This window comes from Actinomadura terrae (genome assembly GCF_022751215.1).
In the GTDB taxonomy this organism is placed as follows: domain Bacteria; phylum Actinomycetota; class Actinomycetes; order Streptosporangiales; family Streptosporangiaceae; genus Spirillospora; species Spirillospora terrae.
This window is the reverse complement of record NZ_JAICDG010000009.1, coordinates 120075-140838: the sequence shown is the minus strand read 5'-3', so window position 1 is coordinate 140838 and position 20764 is coordinate 120075. Positions and strand designations below refer to the sequence as shown.

At 75.0% G+C, this 20764-nt stretch carries 19 protein-coding genes; 12 read left to right on the top strand and 7 right to left on the bottom strand.

What is annotated here, in order from left to right:
- Window positions 1-17: 17 nt before the first annotated feature.
- Window positions 18-359, bottom strand: a complete 342-nt coding sequence (locus tag K2F47_RS38555; RefSeq protein WP_242911199.1) for an SCP2 sterol-binding domain-containing protein — start codon at window positions 357-359, stop codon at window positions 18-20.
- Between the two features lie 116 nt (window positions 360-475).
- Between K2F47_RS38555 and K2F47_RS38550 the strand changes: the two genes are divergently transcribed.
- The 11 genes from K2F47_RS38550 to K2F47_RS38500 all read left to right on the top strand — a co-directional run bounded on the left by K2F47_RS38550 (window position 476) and on the right by K2F47_RS38500 (window position 14644).
- Entirely contained in the window at window positions 476-880 is a 405-nt protein-coding gene (locus K2F47_RS38550; RefSeq protein ID WP_242911198.1) for a hypothetical protein, read from the top strand.
- Entirely contained in the window at window positions 877-1674 is a 798-nt protein-coding gene (locus K2F47_RS38545) for a TlyA family RNA methyltransferase (RefSeq protein WP_242911197.1), read from the top strand. Before K2F47_RS38550 ends, K2F47_RS38545 begins: the two co-directional genes overlap by 4 nt.
- Before the next feature lie 94 nt (window positions 1675-1768).
- Window positions 1769-2713: an NAD kinase gene (locus K2F47_RS38540; protein WP_242911196.1), complete on the top strand. Its 945-nt coding sequence runs from the start codon at window positions 1769-1771 to the stop codon at window positions 2711-2713.
- 59 nt (window positions 2714-2772) lie between these two features.
- Window positions 2773-4479, top strand: coding sequence for a DNA repair protein RecN (gene recN, locus K2F47_RS38535; protein WP_242911195.1), 1707 nt, complete (start codon window positions 2773-2775; stop codon window positions 4477-4479).
- 156 nt (window positions 4480-4635) lie between these two features.
- Window positions 4636-5874, top strand: a complete 1239-nt coding sequence (gene steA, locus K2F47_RS38530) for a putative cytokinetic ring protein SteA (protein ID WP_242911194.1) — start codon at window positions 4636-4638, stop codon at window positions 5872-5874.
- On the top strand, window positions 5871-6827 hold the full coding sequence (locus K2F47_RS38525) for a copper transporter (protein ID WP_242911193.1): 957 nt from the start codon (window positions 5871-5873) through the stop codon (window positions 6825-6827). The genes steA and K2F47_RS38525 overlap by 4 nt, the downstream gene beginning before the upstream one ends.
- A 4-nt stretch (window positions 6828-6831) precedes the next feature.
- Entirely contained in the window at window positions 6832-7839 is a 1008-nt protein-coding gene (locus K2F47_RS38520) for a hypothetical protein (RefSeq protein ID WP_242911192.1), read from the top strand.
- Between the two features lie 33 nt (window positions 7840-7872).
- Window positions 7873-9498 (top strand): murein biosynthesis integral membrane protein MurJ, encoded by a 1626-nt coding sequence (murJ, locus tag K2F47_RS38515; protein ID WP_242911191.1) that lies wholly within the window; start codon window positions 7873-7875, stop codon window positions 9496-9498.
- A gap of 250 nt (window positions 9499-9748) precedes the next feature.
- Window positions 9749-10936 carry a glycosyltransferase family 4 protein gene (locus K2F47_RS38510; protein WP_242911211.1) on the top strand — a complete coding sequence of 396 codons (1188 nt, stop codon included), beginning with the start codon at window positions 9749-9751 and terminating at the stop codon, window positions 10934-10936.
- Window positions 10937-11180: 244 nt separating this feature from the next.
- On the top strand, window positions 11181-12185 hold the full coding sequence (locus tag K2F47_RS38505) for a TerC family protein (RefSeq protein ID WP_242911190.1): 1005 nt from the start codon (window positions 11181-11183) through the stop codon (window positions 12183-12185).
- 164 nt (window positions 12186-12349) lie between these two features.
- Window positions 12350-14644, top strand: a complete 2295-nt coding sequence (locus tag K2F47_RS38500) for an acyl-CoA dehydrogenase family protein (RefSeq protein ID WP_242911189.1) — start codon at window positions 12350-12352, stop codon at window positions 14642-14644.
- Window positions 14645-14722: 78 nt separating this feature from the next.
- On the opposite strand, the gene K2F47_RS38495 is transcribed toward K2F47_RS38500, so the two are convergent.
- Together K2F47_RS38495 and K2F47_RS38490 are read right to left on the bottom strand one after the other, a co-directional pair.
- Entirely contained in the window at window positions 14723-15085 is a 363-nt protein-coding gene (locus K2F47_RS38495; protein ID WP_242911188.1) for a hypothetical protein, read from the bottom strand.
- 181 nt (window positions 15086-15266) lie between these two features.
- On the bottom strand, window positions 15267-16649 hold the full coding sequence (locus tag K2F47_RS38490; protein WP_242911187.1) for an MFS transporter: 1383 nt from the start codon (window positions 16647-16649) through the stop codon (window positions 15267-15269).
- Between the two features lie 98 nt (window positions 16650-16747).
- Here K2F47_RS38490 and K2F47_RS38485 point away from each other — a divergent pair, with 98 nt between their 5' ends.
- On the top strand, window positions 16748-17242 hold the full coding sequence (locus K2F47_RS38485) for a winged helix-turn-helix transcriptional regulator (RefSeq protein WP_242911186.1): 495 nt from the start codon (window positions 16748-16750) through the stop codon (window positions 17240-17242).
- A 49-nt stretch (window positions 17243-17291) separates the two neighbouring features.
- On the opposite strand, the gene K2F47_RS38480 is transcribed toward K2F47_RS38485, so the two are convergent.
- From K2F47_RS38480 to K2F47_RS38465, 4 genes are all read right to left on the bottom strand, one after another.
- Entirely contained in the window at window positions 17292-18089 is a 798-nt protein-coding gene (locus K2F47_RS38480) for a hypothetical protein (RefSeq protein WP_242911185.1), read from the bottom strand.
- Between the two features lie 213 nt (window positions 18090-18302).
- Window positions 18303-18932, bottom strand: coding sequence for an MBL fold metallo-hydrolase (locus tag K2F47_RS38475; protein ID WP_242911184.1), 630 nt, complete (start codon window positions 18930-18932; stop codon window positions 18303-18305).
- Window positions 18929-20014, bottom strand: coding sequence for an S-(hydroxymethyl)mycothiol dehydrogenase (locus K2F47_RS38470; RefSeq protein ID WP_242911183.1), 1086 nt, complete (start codon window positions 20012-20014; stop codon window positions 18929-18931). Before K2F47_RS38470 ends, K2F47_RS38475 begins: the two co-directional genes overlap by 4 nt.
- Before the next feature lie 91 nt (window positions 20015-20105).
- Window positions 20106-20681 carry an ATP-binding protein gene (locus tag K2F47_RS38465; protein WP_242911182.1) on the bottom strand — a complete coding sequence of 192 codons (576 nt, stop codon included), beginning with the start codon at window positions 20679-20681 and terminating at the stop codon, window positions 20106-20108.
- Between the last annotated feature and the right edge of the window lie 83 nt (window positions 20682-20764).

The window sequence follows — 20764 nt, the reverse complement described above, 5'->3', positions numbered from 1 at the left end:
GCCCACTGCCAGCTCGGTCAGAGCAGTTTGCGCAGGCGCAGCAGGTCGAGCAGGCTCGCCTCGATCTTGAGGCGGCCGGTGGCCCACGCCTTGGCGGGGCTCAGCTCGTCGTCGGCCAGCGCGACCAGGTCGTCGCTGGCCACGGTGAGCCTGACCTGCGCGTCGCGCGGGGCGGGGTCGGGCGTGACCGCGTCCAGCCCGCCCGGATGCAGGCGCGTCCGGTACGCGAGCCCCAGATCGGGGACGCGGCAGCTGATCGTGCGCTCCACCACGTGCTCGGCCAAGCGCTCGGCGTCCACCAGGGCCAGGCGCTCGGCGACGCGGCCCAGCGCCGCCCGGCACTCCTCGTCGGTCGCCATGGTCCGGCCCTACCCCCCGTTCGGTCGGCGACGCTGTCGTGAATGGACGGTAGCGTTCTGACCGAGACCGGAGCGACCCGGCGCGTGCGCCGGGTGCCACTGGGAGGTGGAACGTGATGTCCGACGAGGTGCCGGAGCCGCGCGCCGGGGACGCCGGAGACCCCGGCGCGACCGGCGACGCCGGCGCGGCGGCCGCGGAGAGCGCCGCGGAGCGGGAGCCGGAGGTCGCGGCGGCCCCGCCGCCCGAGCCCACCGGCGACCCGCGCGTGGACGCCGCGCTGGCCCGGCTCGGCGACCTGCCCGGACGCCCCGTCCCCGAGCACGTGGAGATCTTCGAGGACGTCCACCAGCGGCTCCAGGAACTCCTCGCCGACGCCGACGAGGACGAGCACCCCGCTCAGCCGGGGTACCCGGCGCAGGCAGGGCAGCCGCAGCGGCCCGCCTTCCCGAGCGCCCTGCGGCCCCGTCCGGCGGACACCGTCGCCCCCGGCGCCCCCGGAATCGCGGGAAACCGCGGATGAGCAGACGGCGGCTCGACGCGGAGCTGGTCCGGCGCGGCCTGGCGCGCTCGCGCGAGCAGGCGTCGCAGCTGATCGTGGACGGGCGGGTGCGGGTCGGCGGGCAGCGCGCCGGGAAGGCGGCCACGCAGGTCGAGACCGGCGCCGCGATCGTCGTGGACGAGGCCGACACCGGCCCCGGCTACGTCTCGCGCGGCGGCCACAAGCTCGCGGGCGCGCTCGCCGCGTTCGCCGGGCTGGAGGTGGCGGGCCGCCGCTGCCTGGACGCGGGCGCCTCGACCGGCGGGTTCACCGACGTGCTGCTGCGCGCGGGCGCCGCGCACGTGGACGCCGTGGACGTCGGATACGGGCAGATCGCCTGGTCGCTGCGCACCGACGAGCGGGTCACCGTCCTGGAGCGGGTCAACATCCGCGACCTGGAGCCCGGCATGCTCGGCGGGACGCCCGACCTCGTCGTCGGCGACCTGTCGTTCATCTCACTGAAGCTGGTCCTCGACCCGGTGCGGCGCTGCGCCGCACCGGACGCCGACTACGCGCTCATGGTGAAGCCGCAGTTCGAGGTCGGCAAGGACCGCGTCGGCGCGGGCGGCGTCGTCCGCGACCCCGAGCTGCGCGCCGAGGCGGTGCGCGGGGTCGCCGCGCACGCGGGCGCGCTGGGGCTCGGGGTGCTGGGCGTGACCGCGAGCCCGCTGCCGGGGCCGTCCGGCAACGTGGAGTACTTCCTCTGGCTGCGCGCCGGGGCCCCGCCCCTGGAGGACGAGGACCTGGCGAAGGCGATCGCGGAGGGCCCGCGGTGAACGTCCGGGCACCGTCACCCACACAGCGGGCGTTGATCCGGAGGCCGGCCCCGCACCGGGGCGCGGCATGCGGCGGGTGGAGTGGAGCGTGGCTATGAGCGAGAGATCGGTGCTGGTCGTTGCGCACACCGGGCGCCGCGAGGCGGTCCGCAGCGCCCAGCTGGTCATCGAGCGGCTCGGCGCGGCCGGGATCTCGGTGCGGGTGCTGGAGGGCGAGGCGGCCGACATCGGCTGCGCGGGCGTCGACGTCAGGCCCGGCACCGCCGCCGCCGAGGACGCCGAGGTCGTCATGGTCCTCGGCGGGGACGGGACGCTGCTGCGCGCCGCCGACCTGACCCGCACGTCCGGCACGCCGCTGCTCGGCGTCAACCTCGGGCACGTCGGGTTCCTGGCCGAGGCCGAGCGCGACGACCTCGCCGCGACCGTCGACCGCGTCGTCGAGCGCCGCTACGACGTCGAGGAGCGGATGACGATTGACGTCACCGTCCGCCGCAACGGCTCGGTGATGGGCACCACGTGGGCGCTGAACGAGGCGAGCATCGAGAAGGCCGAGCGGGAGCGGATGCTGGAGGTCGTCGCCGAGATCGACGGCCGCCCGCTGTCGAACTGGGGCTGCGACGGGGTGGTGTGCGCGACGCCGACCGGGTCCACCGCGTACGCGTTCTCGGCGGGCGGGCCGGTGGTGTGGCCGGAGGTCGAGGCGATGCTGGTCGTCCCGATCAGCGCGCACTCGCTGTTCTCGCGCCCGCTGGTGGTGTCGCCCCGCTCGCTGGTCGCGGTGGAGGTGCTGGACGGCACCCCCCGCGCCGTCCTGTGGTGCGACGGGCGCCGCACCCTCGAACTGCCGCCGGGCGCACGGGTCGAGGTCCGCAGGGGCGCCGTGCCGGTGCGGCTCGCGCGGCTGCACCTCACCCCCTTCACCGACCGGCTGGTCACCAAGTTCGGCCTGCCCGTGACGGGGTGGCGGGGGCGGGTCAGGCAGCCCGCGCGCCCCTCGCCCACCGAGGACGGGGAGGCGCCGGACGGGCAGAGGGGATAATCTCCACAGGCGCCGATCGGGGATCTGTTTTGCGGAGGGTTGTGACGCTGGTGCGTCCGATGGTCGATGAGGTGCGGATCCGGGGCCTCGGCGTGATCGACGAGGCCGTGCTCGATCTGTCGCCGGGGTTCAACGTCGTGACCGGCGAGACCGGCGCGGGCAAGACGATGGTGGTGACGAGCCTCGGGCTGATGTTCGGGGGCCGCGCCGACCCGCAGCGCGTCCGCCCCGGCGCGGGCCGCGCCACCGTCGAGGGCCGGATCGTCGTCGATCCGGGCGGGCGGGTCGTCGAGCGCGTCGAGGAGGCCGGCGGCGAGCTGGACGAGGGCGCGCTGATCGTCACCCGGTCGGTGTCGGCGGAGGGGCGCTCCCGCGCGTTCCTCGGCGGCCGGTCCGTCCCGGTGAGCGTGCTGATCAACCTCGCGGACGACCTGGTCGCCGTGCACGGGCAGTCCGACCAGCAGCGGCTGCTCCAGTCGGCCCGGCAGCGCGGCGCGCTCGACCGGTACGCGGGCGGCGCGCTGACCAAGCCCATGCGCGCCTACACCAAGGCCTACCAGCGGCACCGGCAGGTGAGCGCGCTGCTGGAGGAGCTGACCACCCGGGCGCGCGAGCGCGAGCAGGAGGCCGAGCTGCTCCGGTTCGGGCTGGAGGAGATCGAGAAGGTCGGGCCGAAGGACGGCGAGGACGTCGAGCTCGCCGCCGAGGAGGAGCGGCTCGGGCACGCCGACGCGCTGCACGGCGCCGCCGACTCCGCGCACGAGGCGCTGCTCGGCGACCCCGCCGCCGCGTTCGAGGCGGCGAACGTCGTCAGCCTGCTCGGCGCGGCCCGCAACGCCCTGGACGCCGTCCGCGACCACGACCCGGAGCTGGCCGGCCTCGCCGACCGGCTCGCCGAGGCGGGCTACCTCGTCTCCGACGTCGGCACCGACCTCGCCTCCTACGCCGAGTCGGTGGACGCCGATCCGGCGCGGCTGGCCGTCGTCCAGGAGCGGCGGGCCGAGCTGACCGCGCTGACCCGCAAGTACGGCGGGCCGGACGGGACGGTCGCGGCCGTGCTGGAGTGGTCGCGGCGCTCGGCGGCGCGGCTGACCGAGCTGGAGGGCGACGACGACCGCATCGAGGAGCTGCGCGCCGAGCACGCCGAGCTGGCCGAGCGGCTCGCCGCCGAGGCGGGCGAGCTGACCGCCGTCCGCACCCGAGCCGCCGAGCGGTTCTCCGGCGCCGTCACCGAGGAGCTGACCGCGCTGGCGATGCCGCACGCGCGCGTCGAGGTCACCGTCACGCAGTCGCAGGACTACGGCCCGCACGGCCTCGACGAGGTCGAGGTGCGGCTCGCGCCGCATCCCGGGTCGCCGCCGCTGCCGCTGCACAAGGGCGCCTCCGGCGGCGAGCTGTCGCGGGTGATGCTGGCGATCGAGGTCGTGTTCGCGGGCGCCGATCCCGTCCCGACGTTCGTGTTCGACGAGGTGGACGCGGGCGTCGGCGGCAAGGCGGCCGTCGAGATCGGCCGCCGCCTCGCCCGGCTGGCCCGCAACGCGCAGGTGATCGTCGTCACGCACCTGCCGCAGGTCGCCGCGTTCGCCGACCAGCACCTGATGGTCGAGAAGTCCGACGACGGCACCGTCACCCGCAGCGGCGTCACCGCGCTCGACCGGGAGGGCCGCGTCCGGGAGCTGTCGCGGATGCTCGCCGGCCTGGAGGACTCCGAACTCGGCCGTGCCCACGCCGAGGAGCTGCTGGCGATGGCGGCCGAGGAACGCTGATCGTCCGGATCCGGCACAGTGATCGTCCGGATCCGGCGCGCTGATCGGGCGAACGGCGCTCGGAGCCCCGAAAACTACAGAGGGTGCGCGAACGGACACGCCTGGACGTCCGCCACTACCGATGTTCACGCCCGCCCTCTGGCAGGATGGTCGGTGATGAAAGACCCGTCTCCCACCACCGAGCGGCGCGTCCGGCTGGCCCAGAAGCTGCCGAGGCGCGTGCTCGCGCTGGGCCGCGGCCGCGACGACGGCCGGACGGGGGTCACCGCCGTCGCCCGCCTCGACCGCCGCACCAAGGACCTCACCAAGCGGCTCCAGCCCGGCGAGGTCGCCGTGATCGACCACGTCGACCTCGACCGCGTCAGCGCCGAGGCACTGGTGTCGTGCCAGGTCGGCGCCGTCGTGAACGTCGCGCCGAGCATCTCGGGCCGGTACCCGAACCTCGGCCCGCAGATCCTCGTCGAGGCCGGCATCCCGCTCGTCGACGACGTCGGCCCCGAGATCTTCACCCGGCTCGCCGAGGGCGACCACGTCCGGGTCGAGGACGCGACCGTCCACCGCGGCGACGAGGTCGTCGCCAAGGGCACCGCGCAGACCGCCGAGACCGTCGAGACCGCGCTCACCGAGGCCAAGGCGGGCCTCGCCAGCCAGCTCGAGGCGTTCGTCGCGAACACGATGGAGTACGTCAAGCGCGAGCGCGACCTGCTCATCGACGGCGTCGGCGTCCCGGACGTGCGCACGAAGCTCGCCGGGCGGCACGCGCTGATCGTGGTCCGCGGCTACCACTACCGCGAGGACATCGCCACCCTGCGGCCCTACATCCGCGAGTACCGGCCCGTCCTGATCGGGGTGGACGGCGGCGCCGACGCGCTGCTGGAGGCGGGCTACCGGCCCGACATGATCGTCGGCGACATGGACTCGGTCTCCGACGACGCGCTCACCTGCGGCGCCGAGATCGTCGTGCACGCCTACCGGGACGGCCGGGCGCCCGGCCTGAAGCGGGTGCACGAGCTCGGCACCGAGGCCGTGGTGTTCCCCGCCACCGCCACCAGCGAGGACATCGCCATGCTGCTCGCCGACGACAAGGGCGCCACGCTGATCGTCGCCGTCGGCACCCACGCCAACATGGTCGAGTTCCTCGACAAGGGCCGCGCCGGGATGGCCAGCACGTTCCTCACCCGGCTCCGGGTCGGCAGCAAGCTCGTCGACGCCAAGGGCGTCAGCCGCCTGTACCGCAGCCGCATCTCGACCTGGTCGCTGCTGTTCCTCGTCCTCGGCGCCTTCGTCGCCATCGTCACCGCCGTCGCCATGTCACCGGCGGGGGACGTCATCAGTCCCCTGCTCGCCGACCGCTGGCACGCCTTCGTCTTCTGGCTGACCGGACTCTTCACGTGATCGATTTCCGTTACCACCTCGTCTCCATCGTCGCGATCTTCCTGGCGCTGGCGCTCGGTATCGTGCTGGGCTCCACGACACTGTCGGACTCGGTCAGCGACACGCTGCGCCAGCAGGCCAGCTCGGCGGCGCGGACCGCCAACCAGGCACGCCTCGACCAGCGGCGCAGCGAGAGGCAGCTGCGCGGCGAGGAGCAGTTCGCCGCCGGCCTCGCGCCCCAGTTCGTCGCGAACCGGCTCAAGGGCCAGTCGCTGGTGCTGGTCGAGACGCCCGGCGCCAGCGACGACAGCATCGAGCAGCTCGGCGAGCTGGCCAAGGACGCCGGCGCCGCCGTCACCGGCCGCGTCACGATCCAGAAGAAGCTGCTGGACGAGGACCAGCGCGGCACCGTCGACGAGCTCGCGAGCCAGCTCAAGTCCGAGGGCGTGGAGTTCCCCGCCGACGCCGGCGCCTACACCAAGGCGGGCGCGGTGCTCGCGAGCGCCCTGGTCACCCGGGACGCGGCGAAGACCGGCCGCGAGGACCCCTCCGGCGGCACCGTCCTCAACAGCTTCAAGCAGGCGGGGTACATCACCACCAGCGGCAAGCCCGGCCAGCACGCGACCGTCGCGGTGGTCGTCGCCCCGTCCAACGCCTACACCTACGACGGCGGGGCGGAGGCCAACAAGGCACTGATCTCGCTGGCCGCCGCACTCGACGCCGCCGATCGCGGTACGGTCGTCGGAGGCCCGGCCACCTCGGCGCAGAAGGGCGGGCTGATCGCCGCGCTGCGCGGCTCTGACACGGCCGACTCGGTCTCGACCGTCGACACCGTGGACACCTCCTCCGGGCAGGTCGTGGCGATCCTGGCGCTGCAGAACGAGCTCGGCGGCAAGTCCGGGCGGTACGGGACGGGCGACGGCGCGAGCGGCTACCTGCCCTCGCCCGTGCCCACGGTGGGGAAGAACGGGTGACCTGATGGACCGACGCATCGCCTCCGGCCCGGCGCGGGCCGCGCGGCTGGCGGTCGGCGCGGCGCTCGGCGCCGCGGCGGCGCGTGCCGCCTACGTCGCGCTGACGCGGCGCCCCCCCGGCCTGAACGGGCTGCCGGGGGAGCAGGTGTGGGGTCGCACCAACCACCGCGGCGAGCCGGTCACGCTGCTGGAGGGGCCCGCGTTCGTCGCGGGCGCCGTGGCGGGCGGGCTGCTCCTGCCCGGCCCGTCCGGCCGCACCCGCGCCGCCGCGCTGCTGGCGGGCACCGCGTGCGGGGCCCTCGGCGGCTATGACGACCTCGCCGGGTCCGGCGCGTCCCGCGGCTTCAAGGGGCATCTCGGCGCGCTCGCCCGCGGCGAGGTCACCAGCGGCGCGGTGAAGCTGCTCGGCATCGGCGCGACCGGGCTCGCCGCCGCCGCGCTGGCCGGGTCGCCCGCCCCGTCCCGGACGGGCCGCGCGTTCGACACGGTCGTGAACGGCGCGATCATCGCCGGGTCCGCCAACCTGATGAACCTGTTCGACCTGCGTCCCGGCCGCGCGATCAAGGTCGGCCTGGTCGCCGGGGCGCCGCTGGCGCTGACCGCGTCCGGCTCGGCCGTCGTGGCCGCGCCGCTCGGCGCCGCCGCCGCGCTGCTCGGCGAGGACCTCGCCGAGCGCGCCATGCTCGGCGACACCGGCGCCAACGCGTTCGGCGCGCTGCTCGGCCTCGCCGCCACCCGGCTCGGCCGCGGGCCGCGGCTCGCCGTGCTGGCTGGGCTCGCCGGGCTGAACGCCGCCAGCGAGTACGTCAGCTTCACCAAGGTCATCGCCCGGACGCCGGTGCTGCACCGCCTCGACATGCTCGGCCGCCGCCCCGCCGAACCCGCCGGTTCCGGCGCGTCGGTGCCCGCGCAGGCGCACGCTCCGTCCGACGGGCCGCCCCCGGACGCGGCGGGCCCGTCCTCCGCCCAGTCCTCCGCTCCGTCCTCCATCCAGGCGGACGGACCGGCCTAGGCGTCCGAGCAGATCCCCCCGAGTCCACCGGCCGTGCCGTCCCGTGAACACTCCAGCCTGCGCCGCCTCACCGGCGGCCTCGCAGGCGCGGCCGTCGTCATCGGCGTCATCACGATCCTGAGCAGGCTCGCCGGGTTCGGACGCACCTACGCCTTCTCCCAGACCGTCACCACGTCCTGCCTCAGCCAGGCCTACTTCACCTCGACGCAGTTCCCCAGCATCGTCTACGAGATCGTGGCGGGCGGCGCGCTGACCGCGATGGTCGTGCCGGTGCTCGCCGGGCCCGCCGAGCGCGGCGACCGCGAGGAGGTCCGCCGGATCGGCTCGGCGCTGCTGACCTGGATCGTCGTGCTGATGGTGCCGCTGTCGGCGCTGATGGCGCTGGGCTCCCGTCCGATCATGGAGTTGCTGGTCGGCGGCGACCTGAAGGGCTGCCAACGGGGCGAGATAGTGGACGTGGGCGGCACGATGCTCGCGGTCATGGCACCCCAGATGATCATGTACGGGGTGGCGGTCGTGCTGTACGGGTTGCTCCAGTCGCACCGCCGGTTCGTCGCGCCCGCGCTCGCGCCGCTGGCCTCCAGCCTCGTGGTGATCGGCGCCTACCTCGTGTACGCGCCGCTCGGCGACGGCTACGAGAACGACCTGGCGGGGCTGCCCCGCTCCGCCGAGCTGACGCTGTCGGCGGGGACGGCGCTCGGCGGCGTCGCGATGGCCGTCACCGCCGGGATCGCGGCGTGGCGGCTGCGGCTCGGGCTGCGGCCCACGTTCCGCTTCCCGGACGGGGTGGCGCGGCGGGTGCGGCGCCTCGCGCTCGCGGGCCTCGCGACGGTCGCGGCGCAGCAGCTGTCGGCGCTGCTGGTCGTCCGCCTCAGCTACGAGGGGACGGGCGGCGCGCTCGCCAACTACCAGTACGCGTGGGCGGTCTACCTGCTGCCGTGGGCGATCCTGGCGGTGCCGATCGCGACCAGCGCGTTCCCGATGCTGTCGGCGCGGATGAGCGCGGGGGAGCGGGACCGGTTCGACCAGATCACCGCCTCGACCACCCGCGCGGTGATCCTGGTGTCGTGCGCGGGCGCGGCGGTGCTGGCCGCCGTCGCGCTGCCGGTCGCGGCCGTGTTCAACCCCGGCCAGCAGGAGCAGCAGGACGTGCTGTCCCGCGCCGTCCTGGCGTTCGCGCCCGGCCTCGTCGGCTACGGCCTGGTCGCCCATCTCGGACGGGTGCTGTTCGCCTGCCACCGGGGACGGATGGGCGCGGTCGCCGTCGTCACCGGGTGGCTCGTGGTCATGGTCGCCGACGTCGCGCTGGTCCTGGGCGCCGGACGGCAGTGGGTGGTCGCCGCACTCGGCCTCGGCAACGCGATCGGCATGACCGTCGCGGGCGTCCTGCTGCTGGGCACGCTCGTCCGCGCCCGGGGCGCGGCGGCCGCGCGGGGGGTGCCGCGCGTGCTCGCCGCCGGTCTCGCCGGGGGGGCCGGGGGCGCCGCCGCCGGATACGCGGCCGCCGCCGCCATCGGGACCGGCGGGCAGCTCCGCGGCGTCGGTGCCGGCGCCCTCGCCGCCGCGGTCGCCGCTGCGGTGTTCCTCCTCATCGCGTTCGTGATCGACGGCCGGGACCTGCGGGCCGTCCTCAGCCGGAAGGTCGCACGGAATGCCTGAACAACCGAACCCCGAGAACCCCGGCCTCGACACCACGGGCCCCGCCAACACCGGCCCCGAGCCCACGGGCTCCGAGACCCCGAGTCCCGAGACCACGGGTCGCGAGACCACGGGTCGCGAGACCACGGGTCGCGAGACCACGGGTCGCGAGACCACGGGTCGCGAGACCACGGGTCGCGAGACCACGGGTCGCGAGACCACGGGTCCCGAGAACGCCGGGCCCGCCGGCGCGGAGCGGGGGCTGGACGGGATGCGCGTGGCGCTCGTCCTCGGGACCAGCGCGGGCGGGGTCGGGCGGCACGTCCGGTCCGTCGCCGTGCGGCTGGCGGCGCGCGGCGCGCGGGTGCTGGTCTGCGGGCCCTCCTCGACCGAGGAGGCGTTCGGATTCGCCGGTGACGGCGTCCGGTTCGCCGCGGTGGACCTGGCCGACCGGCCGCGCCCGGTCAGCGACGCCAAGGCGGTCGCGCGGCTGCGGGGCCTGCTGCGCGGCGCGGACGTCGTGCACGCCCACGGCCTGCGCGCGGGCGCCCTCGCGGTGGCCGCGTGCGCGCGGGTCGCGCCGGGCCCGCTGCGGTTCTCGCGGGGCGGGCCGCCGCTGGTCGTCACGCTGCACAACGCCCTCATCGCGGGCGGCCGGACCGCCGCGATCTACGGCGCGCTCGAACGCGTCGTGGCGCGCGGCGCGACCCTCGTCCTCGGCGTCTCGCCCGACCTGGAGGAGCGGATGCGCGAGCTGCGCGCCCGGTCGGTGGGGCACGCGCTCGTCCCCGCCCCCGCGCCGCGCTCGCAGCCGGGGCCCGCCGCCCGCGCCGACGTCCGCGCCGAACTGGGGGCGGGGGAGCGCCCGCTGGTGGTCACCGTGGGCCGGCTCGCCGAGCAGAAGGGCCTGCCCACGCTGCTGGACGCGGCGCGCGGCTGGTCCGGCCGCACCCCGACCCCGCTCGTCGTGATCGCCGGGGCCGGGCCGCTCGCCGAGGACCTGCGCGACCGGGTCGAGGCCGAGGACCTGCCCGTCCGGCTGCTCGGCCGGCGCCGCGACGTCCCGGCGCTGCTGGCCGCCGCCGACGTCGCCGTCGTGCCGAGCGTGTGGGAGGGGCAGCCGCTGATCGTCCAGGAGATCCTGCGCGCCGGACGGCCGCTGGTCGCCACCCGGGTCGGCGGGATACCCGGCATGGTCGGCGCGGGGGAGCGAGCTCGGGCCGACGGGTCCGGGGCGGGGCTGCTGCACGGTCCCGAGAGCGAGGCGGCGCTGCTGGTGCCCCCCGGCGACCCCGAGGCGCTCCAGCGCGCGGTGAGCCGCGTCCTGGACGACCCGGCCCTCGCGCTGCGGCTCGGCTCGGCCGCCGCGCGCCGCGCCGCGCGGCTGCCCACCGAGGACGACGCCGCCCGCCAGCTCGCCGACATCTACCACGACCTGGTGACCGCCCGCGCCCGCTGAGGGTGGGGGACGACCGGACCTTAGACGCCGCCTCCGGCGGTCTGGTTCGCGCGTGCTCGGGAAAAGTTCACCGAACGGGGAACGGCCAGGTAGAGGCACGCGTTGAAGGAGGTAATGGAGGGGAGTATCCCCGCGCACGGTTCTCGTCAGCACGGTCGGTCCGCACCGGCCCGGGAGCCGGGGTCCGCGAGTCGCGGACGGGAGAGACCTCCGGCGCTCGATCGCGTCCGCCGGAGGAGTCACGTTGTCCGTCTCACCCTGGGTGTGGGCCCTGACCTTGGCAGGGATCCTCGCCGTCATCGCCGCCGACCTCTTCCTGATCCACCGCAACGACACCCGGGAGTTCAGCACCCGGCGCGCCGCGTTCTGGTCGGCGGTCTACCTCGGCCTCGCCGTCGCGTTCGGCGCCGGTGTCTGGCTGTTCTCCGGCGGTGAGCACGCCGCGCAGTACTTCGGCGGGTTCGTCACCGAGAAGAGCCTCAGCGTCGACAACCTGTTCGTGTTCATGGTGATCCTGGCGCGGTTCGCCGTGCCCAAGCACGCCCAGCACACCGTGCTCATGGCGGGGATCGTGATCGCGCTGGTGCTGCGCGGCGTGTTCATCGCGGTCGGCGCCGCCGCCATCGCGACCTTCACCTGGGTCTTCTTCATCTTCGGAGCGTTCCTCATCTGGACGGCCTACGGGCTCGTCCGGGGCGGCGACGAGGAGGAGTTCAAGGAGAACCCGCTGCTGCGCTGGGCCAAGCGGATCATCCCGACGTCGCCGGACTACGACGGCAACCGCTTCCTCGTGCGCCGCGACGGCCGCCGGATGGTGACCCCGCTGCTGATCGTCATGATCGCCATCGGCTCCACCGACGTGATGTTCGCCCTCGACTCGATCCCGGCGATCTTCGGTCTGACCACCGAGCCGTACCTGGTGTTCACCGCCAACGCGTTCGCGCTGATGGGCCTCGTCCAGCTCTACTTCCTGCTCGGCGGGCTCGCCGAGCGCCTGGTCTACCTCGGCCACGGGCTGGCGTTCATCCTCGGCTTCATCGGGATCAAGCTGATCCTGCACGCGCTCCACGAGTACGGCGCGGAGTGGGCCCCGGACGTGCCGATCTGGCTGTCCCTCGCGGTGATCGCCGGAACCCTCGTCGCGACCACCGTCGCCAGCCTCACCGTGGGCGACCGCGCCCGTTCGAAGGACAGGACGGCCGGCGAGCCTCACCCGGAAGTGAACGCGGCCGACCGCAACGCCTCCTGACACCTCTGCATCCCGGGCGCCCCTCACCGAGGGGCGCCCGCTGCCGTTGATACGCGGCCCTTGATACGCGCCCTTCCCTATGGGGATGAGAGTGGCACCACGCACCTACCAGACCAGAATCCTGTTCTAGAATGGATGTCACTACGGGCTGCGGAGGGGGACGGATGGCCATCGGCCTGACCGAGGAACACGAGGCGCTCGCCGGCGCGGTGCGGGGGTTCGCCGAACGCCACGTCACGGCGGTGAGCGTCCGGGCCGCCCTGGAGGCCGACGCGGAGACCACGCCCGCGTTCTGGCCCGCCCTGGCCGAACAGGGCCTGCTCGGCCTGCACCTGGACGAGGAGCACGGCGGCCAGGGCTACGGCCTGCTGGAGCTGGCCGTCGCCCTCGAGGAGCTCGGCCGCGCGGTTGCGCCTGGACCGTTCCTGCCCACGGTGCTGGCGAGCGCCGCCGTGAACGCCTCCGGCAACGCCAAGGCCCGCGCCGAGCTGCTGCCCGGATTCGCGGGCGGGGCGCGGACGGGCGCGGTCGCGCTGGAGGGCGGCCTCACCGCCCGCCGCGACGGCGACACGCTGGTCGTCTCCGGCACGGCCGGGGTCGTGCTCGGCGCCATGCTCGCCGACGTCCTCGTCCTGCCCGTCGCCCTCCCCGCCGAGAAGAGCGAGCGCCGCAAGCACACCGACCAGTTCGAGCACGCCGAGCACCTCAAGCACGCCCAGCACTTCCAACACGCCGGGCGCAACGTGGGCGGCGAGCTGTGGATCGCGGTCGACGCCGCCGACCTGGTGGTGGCGCCGGTCCGGGAGAGTCTGGACCGCGTGCGCCGCGTCGCGTCCGTCGAGGCGTCCGGGGTCCGCGTCCCGGCGAGCCGAGTGCTGGACGGGCTGACCACCGCGCGCGTCCGCGACCTGGCCGCCGCGCTGTTCGGCGCGGAGGCCGCCGGACTCGCGGGCTGGCTCGTCTCCACCGCGTCGGAGTACGCGAAGGTGCGCGAGCAGTTCGGCCGTCCGATCGGGCAGTTCCAGGGCGTCAAGCACAAGGCCGCGCGGATGCTGGTCGCGTTGGAGCAGGCCCGCGCCGCCGCCTGGGACGCCGCCCGCGCACTGGACGAGGACGCGCCGACCGCAGGGTTCGCCGCCGCCGTGTCCGCCGTCGTCGCCGCCGACGCGGGCGTGCGGACCGCGCGCGACGCCATCCAGATCCTCGGCGGCATCGGCTTCACCTGGGACCACGACGCGCACCTCTACCTGCGCCGCGCCCTGACGCTGCGGGCGCTCCTCGGCCCCACCGGCGACTGGGCCGCCGCCGTCGCCCGGCTCGCGCTGGAGGGCGGCCGCCGCGAGGTCGTCCTGGAGCTGGACGAGGAGGCCGGTCCGCTGCGCGAGAGCGTCCGCGCGGACGTCGCCGAGCTGGCGGCGATCGAGGACGAGGACGCGCGGCACGCCCGCATGGGCGACGCCGGGTGGAGCGTTCCGCACCTGCCGAGGCCGTGGGGACGCGGCGCGGACCCGGTCGAGCAGGTCCTCATCCAGCAGGAGCTGCGGGCCGCCGGTGTCGCGCCGCCGCGCCTGAAGATCGGCGCGTGGCTGGTGCCCTCCCTCGTCCGGTACGGGACGGAGGAGCAGAAGGAGCGGTTCCTGCGCCCGACGCTGCGCGGGCGGATGGCGTGGTGTCAGCTGTTCTCCGAGCCGGGCGCGGGCTCGGACCTGGCCTCGCTGTCCACGCGTGCCGAGCGGGTCCCGGGCGGCTGGCGGCTCACCGGCCAGAAGGTCTGGACGTCGGTCGCGCGGCGCGCCGACTGGGGGTTCTGCATCGCCCGCACCGACCCGGACGCGCCCAAGCACGAGGGCATCACCTACTTCCTCGTGGACATGCGGTCCGAGGGCGTGGACGTCCGCCCGCTCAGGGAGCTGACCGGCGAGGCCATCTTCAACGAGGTGTTCCTCGACGGCGTCTTCGTCCCCGACGAGCAGGTCGTCGGGCAGGTCGGCCAGGGCTGGCGGGTGGCCCGCGACACGCTGTCGGACGAGCGGGTGACGCTGTCGACCGGCGGCGGGCTCGGCATGGGCGTCCCCGAGCTGCTGGCCTTCCTCAAGGGCCGGTACCTGGACGCGGTCGCCCTCACCGAGGCCGGCCGGCTCGTCGCGCGCGGCCAGGCGATCGACCTGCTCGCGCTGCGCGGCACGCTCAAGCGTCTCAACGGCGTGGCGCCCGGCGCGGAGGCCAGCGTCCGCAAACTGCTCGGCGTCCAGTTCAACCAGGACGTCGCCGACCACTGCTGGGCGGCCCAGGGCGCGGCCGCCGCCACCGAGCGACCGTCGGCCGAGAGCGGCCCGCTCGCCCGTGCCATGCTGTTCGGCCGCGCGATGACGATCTACGGCGGCACCACCGAGGTCCAGCTCAACATCATCGGCGAGCGCCTGCTCGGCCTCCCCCGCGACCCCGAACCAAGCAGCTGACCCCGCCGCCTACCCCGCGCCCCCAAGCCCGTCGCCCGCGTCGCACCCGGTGCCGCGCGCCGAGGGGTCCGGGGCGGTTCAGTCGCGGCGGGGCCGGAACATGTAGGTGATGTTGAGTATCACGATCATCGTCAGGACGAACATCAGGGCCGGCAGCCCGCCATTGATCACCGAGATCGCGCTGAGCGGGATCGCGGCCAGCAGCGAGAGCACCGCGAGCGCAAGGCTGTGGTCGCGCTCGCCGACCTCCCCGCGCGACTTGGGGTTCGCGCGGCGCGGCGCGGGGGCCGCCACCGGGAAGCGAGGCGGGCGGGGGGCCAGCGTCTCCTCGATGCGGTCCACGACGGAGTCGAGGAAGGCCTCGTCGTAGTCGGGCCCCAGCTCTCGGCGGGCCGCCATGGCCGCCTTCAGGTCATCCCGGGCCGGGCGCGGAATCGTCATGACTCGGTTATAGGCAACCGCGGCCGCCGCCCGCGTCACCCCCCGGGACGATCCGCCACATACTCCTCAAGAGGTAGTCATCCGAGAGGGCGCCGCGCCACGCGATTTGGGCTGGATGTCACGCGTGTCGGGACCGGCGGGGGCGGGGGTGTGGTTCTTGGGCGGGCGGCCGTGGGGCTGCTCAGTGGGGGGTGGAGAGGGTGGCGGCTAGGGCGGCGCCCAGTAGGGCGACGACTGCCGAGGCGAGCATGGCGATGTTCGTGCCGTGCGCGAGTGCGGACGGTGCGGAGCCCGAGCCGGTGGCGATCGCGCCGACGATCGCGACGCCCACCGACGCGCCGAGGTAGCGGGCGGTGTTGTTCGCGCCCGAGCCCATGCCGGCGCGGTCGGCGGGGACGCTGTCGACCGCCACCCGGGCGAGCATCGCGTTGGCGAGGCCGCTGCCCGCGCCCGACACCACCAGCCCGGGGACGAGCCGCCACCAGTGCGAGTCCGGGGCGAGCCCGAGCATCGCGAACTCGCCCACCGCGCTCAGCGCCAGCCCGGCGCCGAGCAGCCGTCCGGCGGGCAGCCGTCCGGGCAGCCGCCGTGCTTGCAGTGCCGTGACGAACGACAGCCCGGACCAGATCGCCAGCACCAGCGCCGAGGCCAGCGTGGACAGCCCGAGCACCAGCGTCATCATCGTCGCGAGGTAGCTCATGACCCCGATCACCGCGAGCCCGGTGATCAGCGCGCCCGAGATCGACAGCAGGAACGGCCGGTGCCGCAGCAGCCCGAGGTCGAGCATCGGCTCCCGGCGCCGCGCCTCGACCGCGGCGAACGCGGCCAGCAGCACGGCCGCCGCCGCGAACAGCGCGAGGACGCCCGGACGCGTCCAGCCGACCCGGCCCCAGGTGATCGCCGCGACCAGCGCCGCGATCCCGAGGCTCATGGTGGTGAGGCCCGGCAGGTCCAGCCCGCGCGGACGGTCGGCGCGGGACTCGCCCAGCGACCGGGCCGCCACGGCCAGGGCCACCGACGCGGCGGCGGCGAGCCAGTACCAGACCCGCCAGTTCCCCGCCGAGGTCGTCGCGGCGGCCGCGATCGGGCCGAGCGCGATGCCGAGCCCGAGCATCGCGCCCCAGACCCCGGTGGCGTGCGCGCGGCGCGGTCCCGCCTCGAACGTGGCGGCGATGATGCCGAGGCCGGTCGCCAGCAGCGCCGCGCTCGCCGCGCCCTGGACGATCCGTCCGGCCACGAAGACGAGCGCGTTGGGCGCCAACCCGCAGGCGACGCTGGAGACGGCGAGCGCGACCGCGCCGCCCGCGAACACCCGCCGGCGCCCGTGGTCGTCGGCGAGGCTGCCGATGGCCAGCAGCGCCGCCGCGAGGCCGAGGCTGATCGAGCTCATCAGCCAGATCTGGGCCGTCCCGCCCGCGGCCAGGCCGTGCGCGGTCTCCGTCAGCGTCGCCATCGGCGCGGTGTAGTTCATCAGCGCCAGCAGCGTCGCGGCGGCGGGCACGGCCAGCGCGGCGGTGGAGCCCGGTGCGCGCTGCCCGGCGCGAGCGGTCGCCAGAGTCGTCATGCGGTCTCCCCAGGTACAGTTCAGTGATTGAACTCAATGGGGCGACCGTAGCACGCCTGGTTCGGTCAATGAACCTTCCGGGCGGTAGTGTGGCGTACATGGCACTCGGCAAGGACTACGCGGCACAGGACTGCTCGCTCGCCCGCGCGCTGGAGGTCGTGGGCGAGCGCTGGACGCTGCTGATCATCCGGGACGCGATCTACGGCGTACGGCGGTTCAGCGACTTCCTGGCCCGCCTCGACATCCCCCGCGCGGTGCTGTCCGGGCGGCTCCAGCTGCTCGTGGAGCACGGCGTCCTGGCCAAGGAGGGGCACGACTACGTCCTCACCGACATGGGCAAGGAGCTGTTCCCCGTCGTGCACACCCTCGTCCGGTGGGCCGAGGACCACCTGTCGCCCGAGGTGTACCGCACCTTCGTCCACGTGGACTGCGGCACGACCGTGGCGGCGGACGGCTCCTGCCCGTCCTGCGGCCGCACCGTCCCCGTCGAGGACATCGAGATCCACGCCGTGCCCGGCGTGCGCTACCGGGACGACCCGGTCAGCGTCGCGCTGCTCTCCCCGCACCGCCTGCTGGACCCCATCCGGACATGATCGGTGAGAGGCGCGGTCGGCGAGGGGCGCGACCGGACGGCGGTTCGCGTCACCGCACCCCGGCGAGTGTGGCGCCCCGCAGCGTCGTGTAGAACGGCGAGTCGGCCAGCCGCGTCCCGTGCTCCTCGCCGATGTAGACGTCGGCGTGGTACTCGCCGCCGTAGCCCGGGCGGAACAGGTCGGTGACCGTCCAGCGCGCCGCGCGGAACCTCCGGCACACCGGCGCCTCGACGGGACGTCCGTTGCCGTCCCGCCCGCATCCGACGATCGCGAACCGCTGCCCGCGCGCGAGCACCAACCGGTCGGCCGCCGCCGACGTCCAGGCCCGCAGCGGACGGCCCGCCGAGTCGCGGGTCGTGTCGTCCAGCCAGAACCCGACGCTGGACGACCAGTTCAGGTACCGGCCCTTCTGCGGCCCGGAGGTGAGGTGCCCGCTGCCCTCCGTCTGGATCACCTTGAGGAAGTCCTCCGGGTAGGAGCCGAGGGGGTCCTTCCCGTGCGAGCAGTGGAACTTCAGGCAGCCGCGCACCGCCTTCGCCTTGCCCCGGTACAGGCTCTGCGAGGCCGTGTAGTAGGTGGTGATGCGCCATTTGCCGGGCCGCCCGAGGGGCCGCTTCTCCGGGACGCCGGCCTCCGCCGTCGGCGCGGCGGCGGGCGCGCTGCCGCTGGGCGTTCCGGTGCTGGGCGTTCCCGGGACGGCCGGGACCTGGGTGGCCGCCGGGGGCGGCACGTCCAGCGCGCCCGACGATCCCGCGGCGCTCTCCCCGCACCCCGCCAACGCCGCACCCAGCAGTAACGCGCACGCCGACGCCGCGTAGGGGAGGGCGACCGGTGCTCTGCGCCGCATCGCACCCCTCTCGCTCGCCGTGCGCCGGCTCACCGCGGACCCTATCGCGGCCCGCGGCGCCCGGACGGCCCGATCGCTCGGTGGCCCCGAACGCCTGGCGCCCCCGACACCTCAGTGTCCCGAGTTCGCCCGGTGCTCCGGGACGCTCAGTGGCCCCGCTCGCCCGGTGGCCCCGTTTGCTCAGTGGCCCCGCTCGCTCGGTGGCCCGTTTGCTCAGTGGCCTCGGGCGATCCACTCCTCCAGGTGCGGGGCCTCCGCGCCGATCGTCGTGGAGTCGCCGTGCCCGGTGCGGACGACGGTGTCCGGCGGCAGCGTCAGCAGCCGCTCCCGGATCGAGGTGATGATCGTCGGGAAGTCGGAGAAGGAGCGGCCGGTGGCGCCCGGTCCGCCGCTGAAGAGGGTGTCGCCGGAGAAGACGGTCCCGAGGGCCGGGGCGTGCAGGCACACCGCGCCCGGACTGTGCCCCGGCGTGTGCAGGACGGTCAGCGCCGTCCCCGCCACGGTGACGGCCTGCCCGTCGGACAGCTCGCCGTCCGGCTCGGTGCCGGGGTGCCGTTGCCTCCACAGCATCAGGTCGTCCGGGTGCAGCAGGACGGGCGCTCCGGTGGCCGCCGCCAGCGCGGGCGCCGCGTCGATGTGGTCGTCGTGGCCGTGGGTGGACACGATCGCCACGAGCCGCCGCCCGCCCACCGCCGCCGCGATCGCGTCCGCGTCGTGCGCGGCGTCGATGACGACGGCCTCCGCGTCGTCCCCGACGATCCAGACGTTGTTGTCGACCTCCCAGGTGCCGCCGTCCAGCGAGAACGTCCCGGAGGTGACGAGATGGTCGACGCGCGCCGTCACAGGACCACCACCGAGCGGAGCACGTCGCCGTGGTGCATCTTCTCGAACGCGGCTTCCACACCGTCCAGCGCGATCGTCTCGGACACGAACGCGTCGAGGTCGAGCCGCCCCTGGAGGTGGAGGTCGATGAGCATGGGGAAGTCGCGGGACGGCAGGCAGTCCCCGTACCAGGACGACTTGAGCGATCCGCCGCGCCCGAACACGTCCAGCAGCGGGAGCTCCAGCCTCATCTCCGGGGTGGGGACGCCGACGAGCACGACCGTCCCGGCGAGGTCGCGCGCGTAGAACGCCTGCTCGTAGGTCTCCGGACGGCCGACCGCGTCGATGGCGACGTCCACGCCGAACCCGCCGGTCAGCTCCCGCACGGCCGCCACCACGTCGGTGTCCTTCGCGTGGACGGTGTGCGTGGCGCCGAGCCCCCGCGCGGTCACGAGCTTGCGCTCGTCCAGGTCGATCGCGATGATCCGCGCCGCGCCCGCCAGCCGCGCCCCGAGCACCGCCGCCGAGCCGACGCCGCCGCAGCCGATGACCGCCACCGAGTCGCCGCGTCCGACGCCGCCGGTGTTGATCGCGGCGCCGAGGCCCGCCATGACGCCGCAGCCCAGCAGCCCGGCCACCGCCGGACGCGCGGCGGCGTCGACCTTGGTGCACTGCCCGGCGGCGACGAGCGTCTTGTCGGCGAACGCGCCGATGCCGAGCGCGGGGGACAGTTCGGTGCCGTCGTCCAACGTCATCTTCTGCACGGCGTTGTGCGTGTTGAAGCAGTACCAGGGACGCCCGCGTACGCACGCCCGGCACTGCCCGCACACCGCCCGCCAGTTCAGGACGACGAAGTCGCCCGGCGCGACCTCGGAGACGCCGTCGCCGACCGACTCGACGACGCCGGCGGCCTCGTGCCCCAGCAGGAACGGGAACTCGTCGTTGATGCCGCCCTCGCGGTAGTGCAGGTCGGTGTGGCAGACCCCGCACGCCTGGACGTCGACGACCGCCTCGCCCGGCCCGGGATCGGGGACCGTGACCGTCTCGATCCGCACCGGCTCGCCCCGTCCCGGCGCGACGACCCCGCGCACCCGCTGCCCCATGCTGCCGCCTCTCGTCGAAGTCTGGTGTCCCGACCCTATAGAGCCGCGTCCCGCGGATCACGACACCGCGCACCGCCCGCCGAACGGCCGGTCAGCCGAAGTGGATGTGCTCCAGCTTGTCGGCGGAGTCGCGGTCCAGGACGACGACCCCGGCGGCCGGACGGAGCGTCCCGCCGCGTGCTCGGGCGACGAGCGGCCCCCAGCGGCGGCGGTGGCGGGCGAACGCGGCGCCGGTCACGACGCGGCCGCGGGCGACCTGCCCGGCGCGGGCCGTCTCGGGGTCGACGTCGAGGAGGACGAGGTGGACCTCCCCGCCGCGCAGCCGCGCCAGCCAGGCGAAGCAGTACAGGATGTGCGGCCAGGTGCCGCGCGTGTGGGCGACGGCGCCGTGGCCGCCGACGACGGCGCGTCCGATGCGCCACACGTGCGTCGCGTGGACGATCGGCGTGCGCAGCCTCGGGGGGAGCGGGCCGAGGAAGCGGGCCCACCAGTTGCGGGACTGCCGCGAGTCGATCACCCGGACGCCGCCGGCGGCGACCACCGGGGCGGTCTCGTCGCCCCGCAGCCCGTAGATCCGGTTGAGCAGGGTGCTCTTGCCCGCTCCCGGGAGCCCCGCGACGAGCACCAGCGAGCCGGCGGGAAAGCGCAGGGCGGGCTCCGGGCCCACGTCGACGGGTTCGTGGATGGTTGATCTCCTGGAGTCGGCCCCGAGGTCAGCGGAAGTGTGGTTGGACAAACGAACACTTCCGA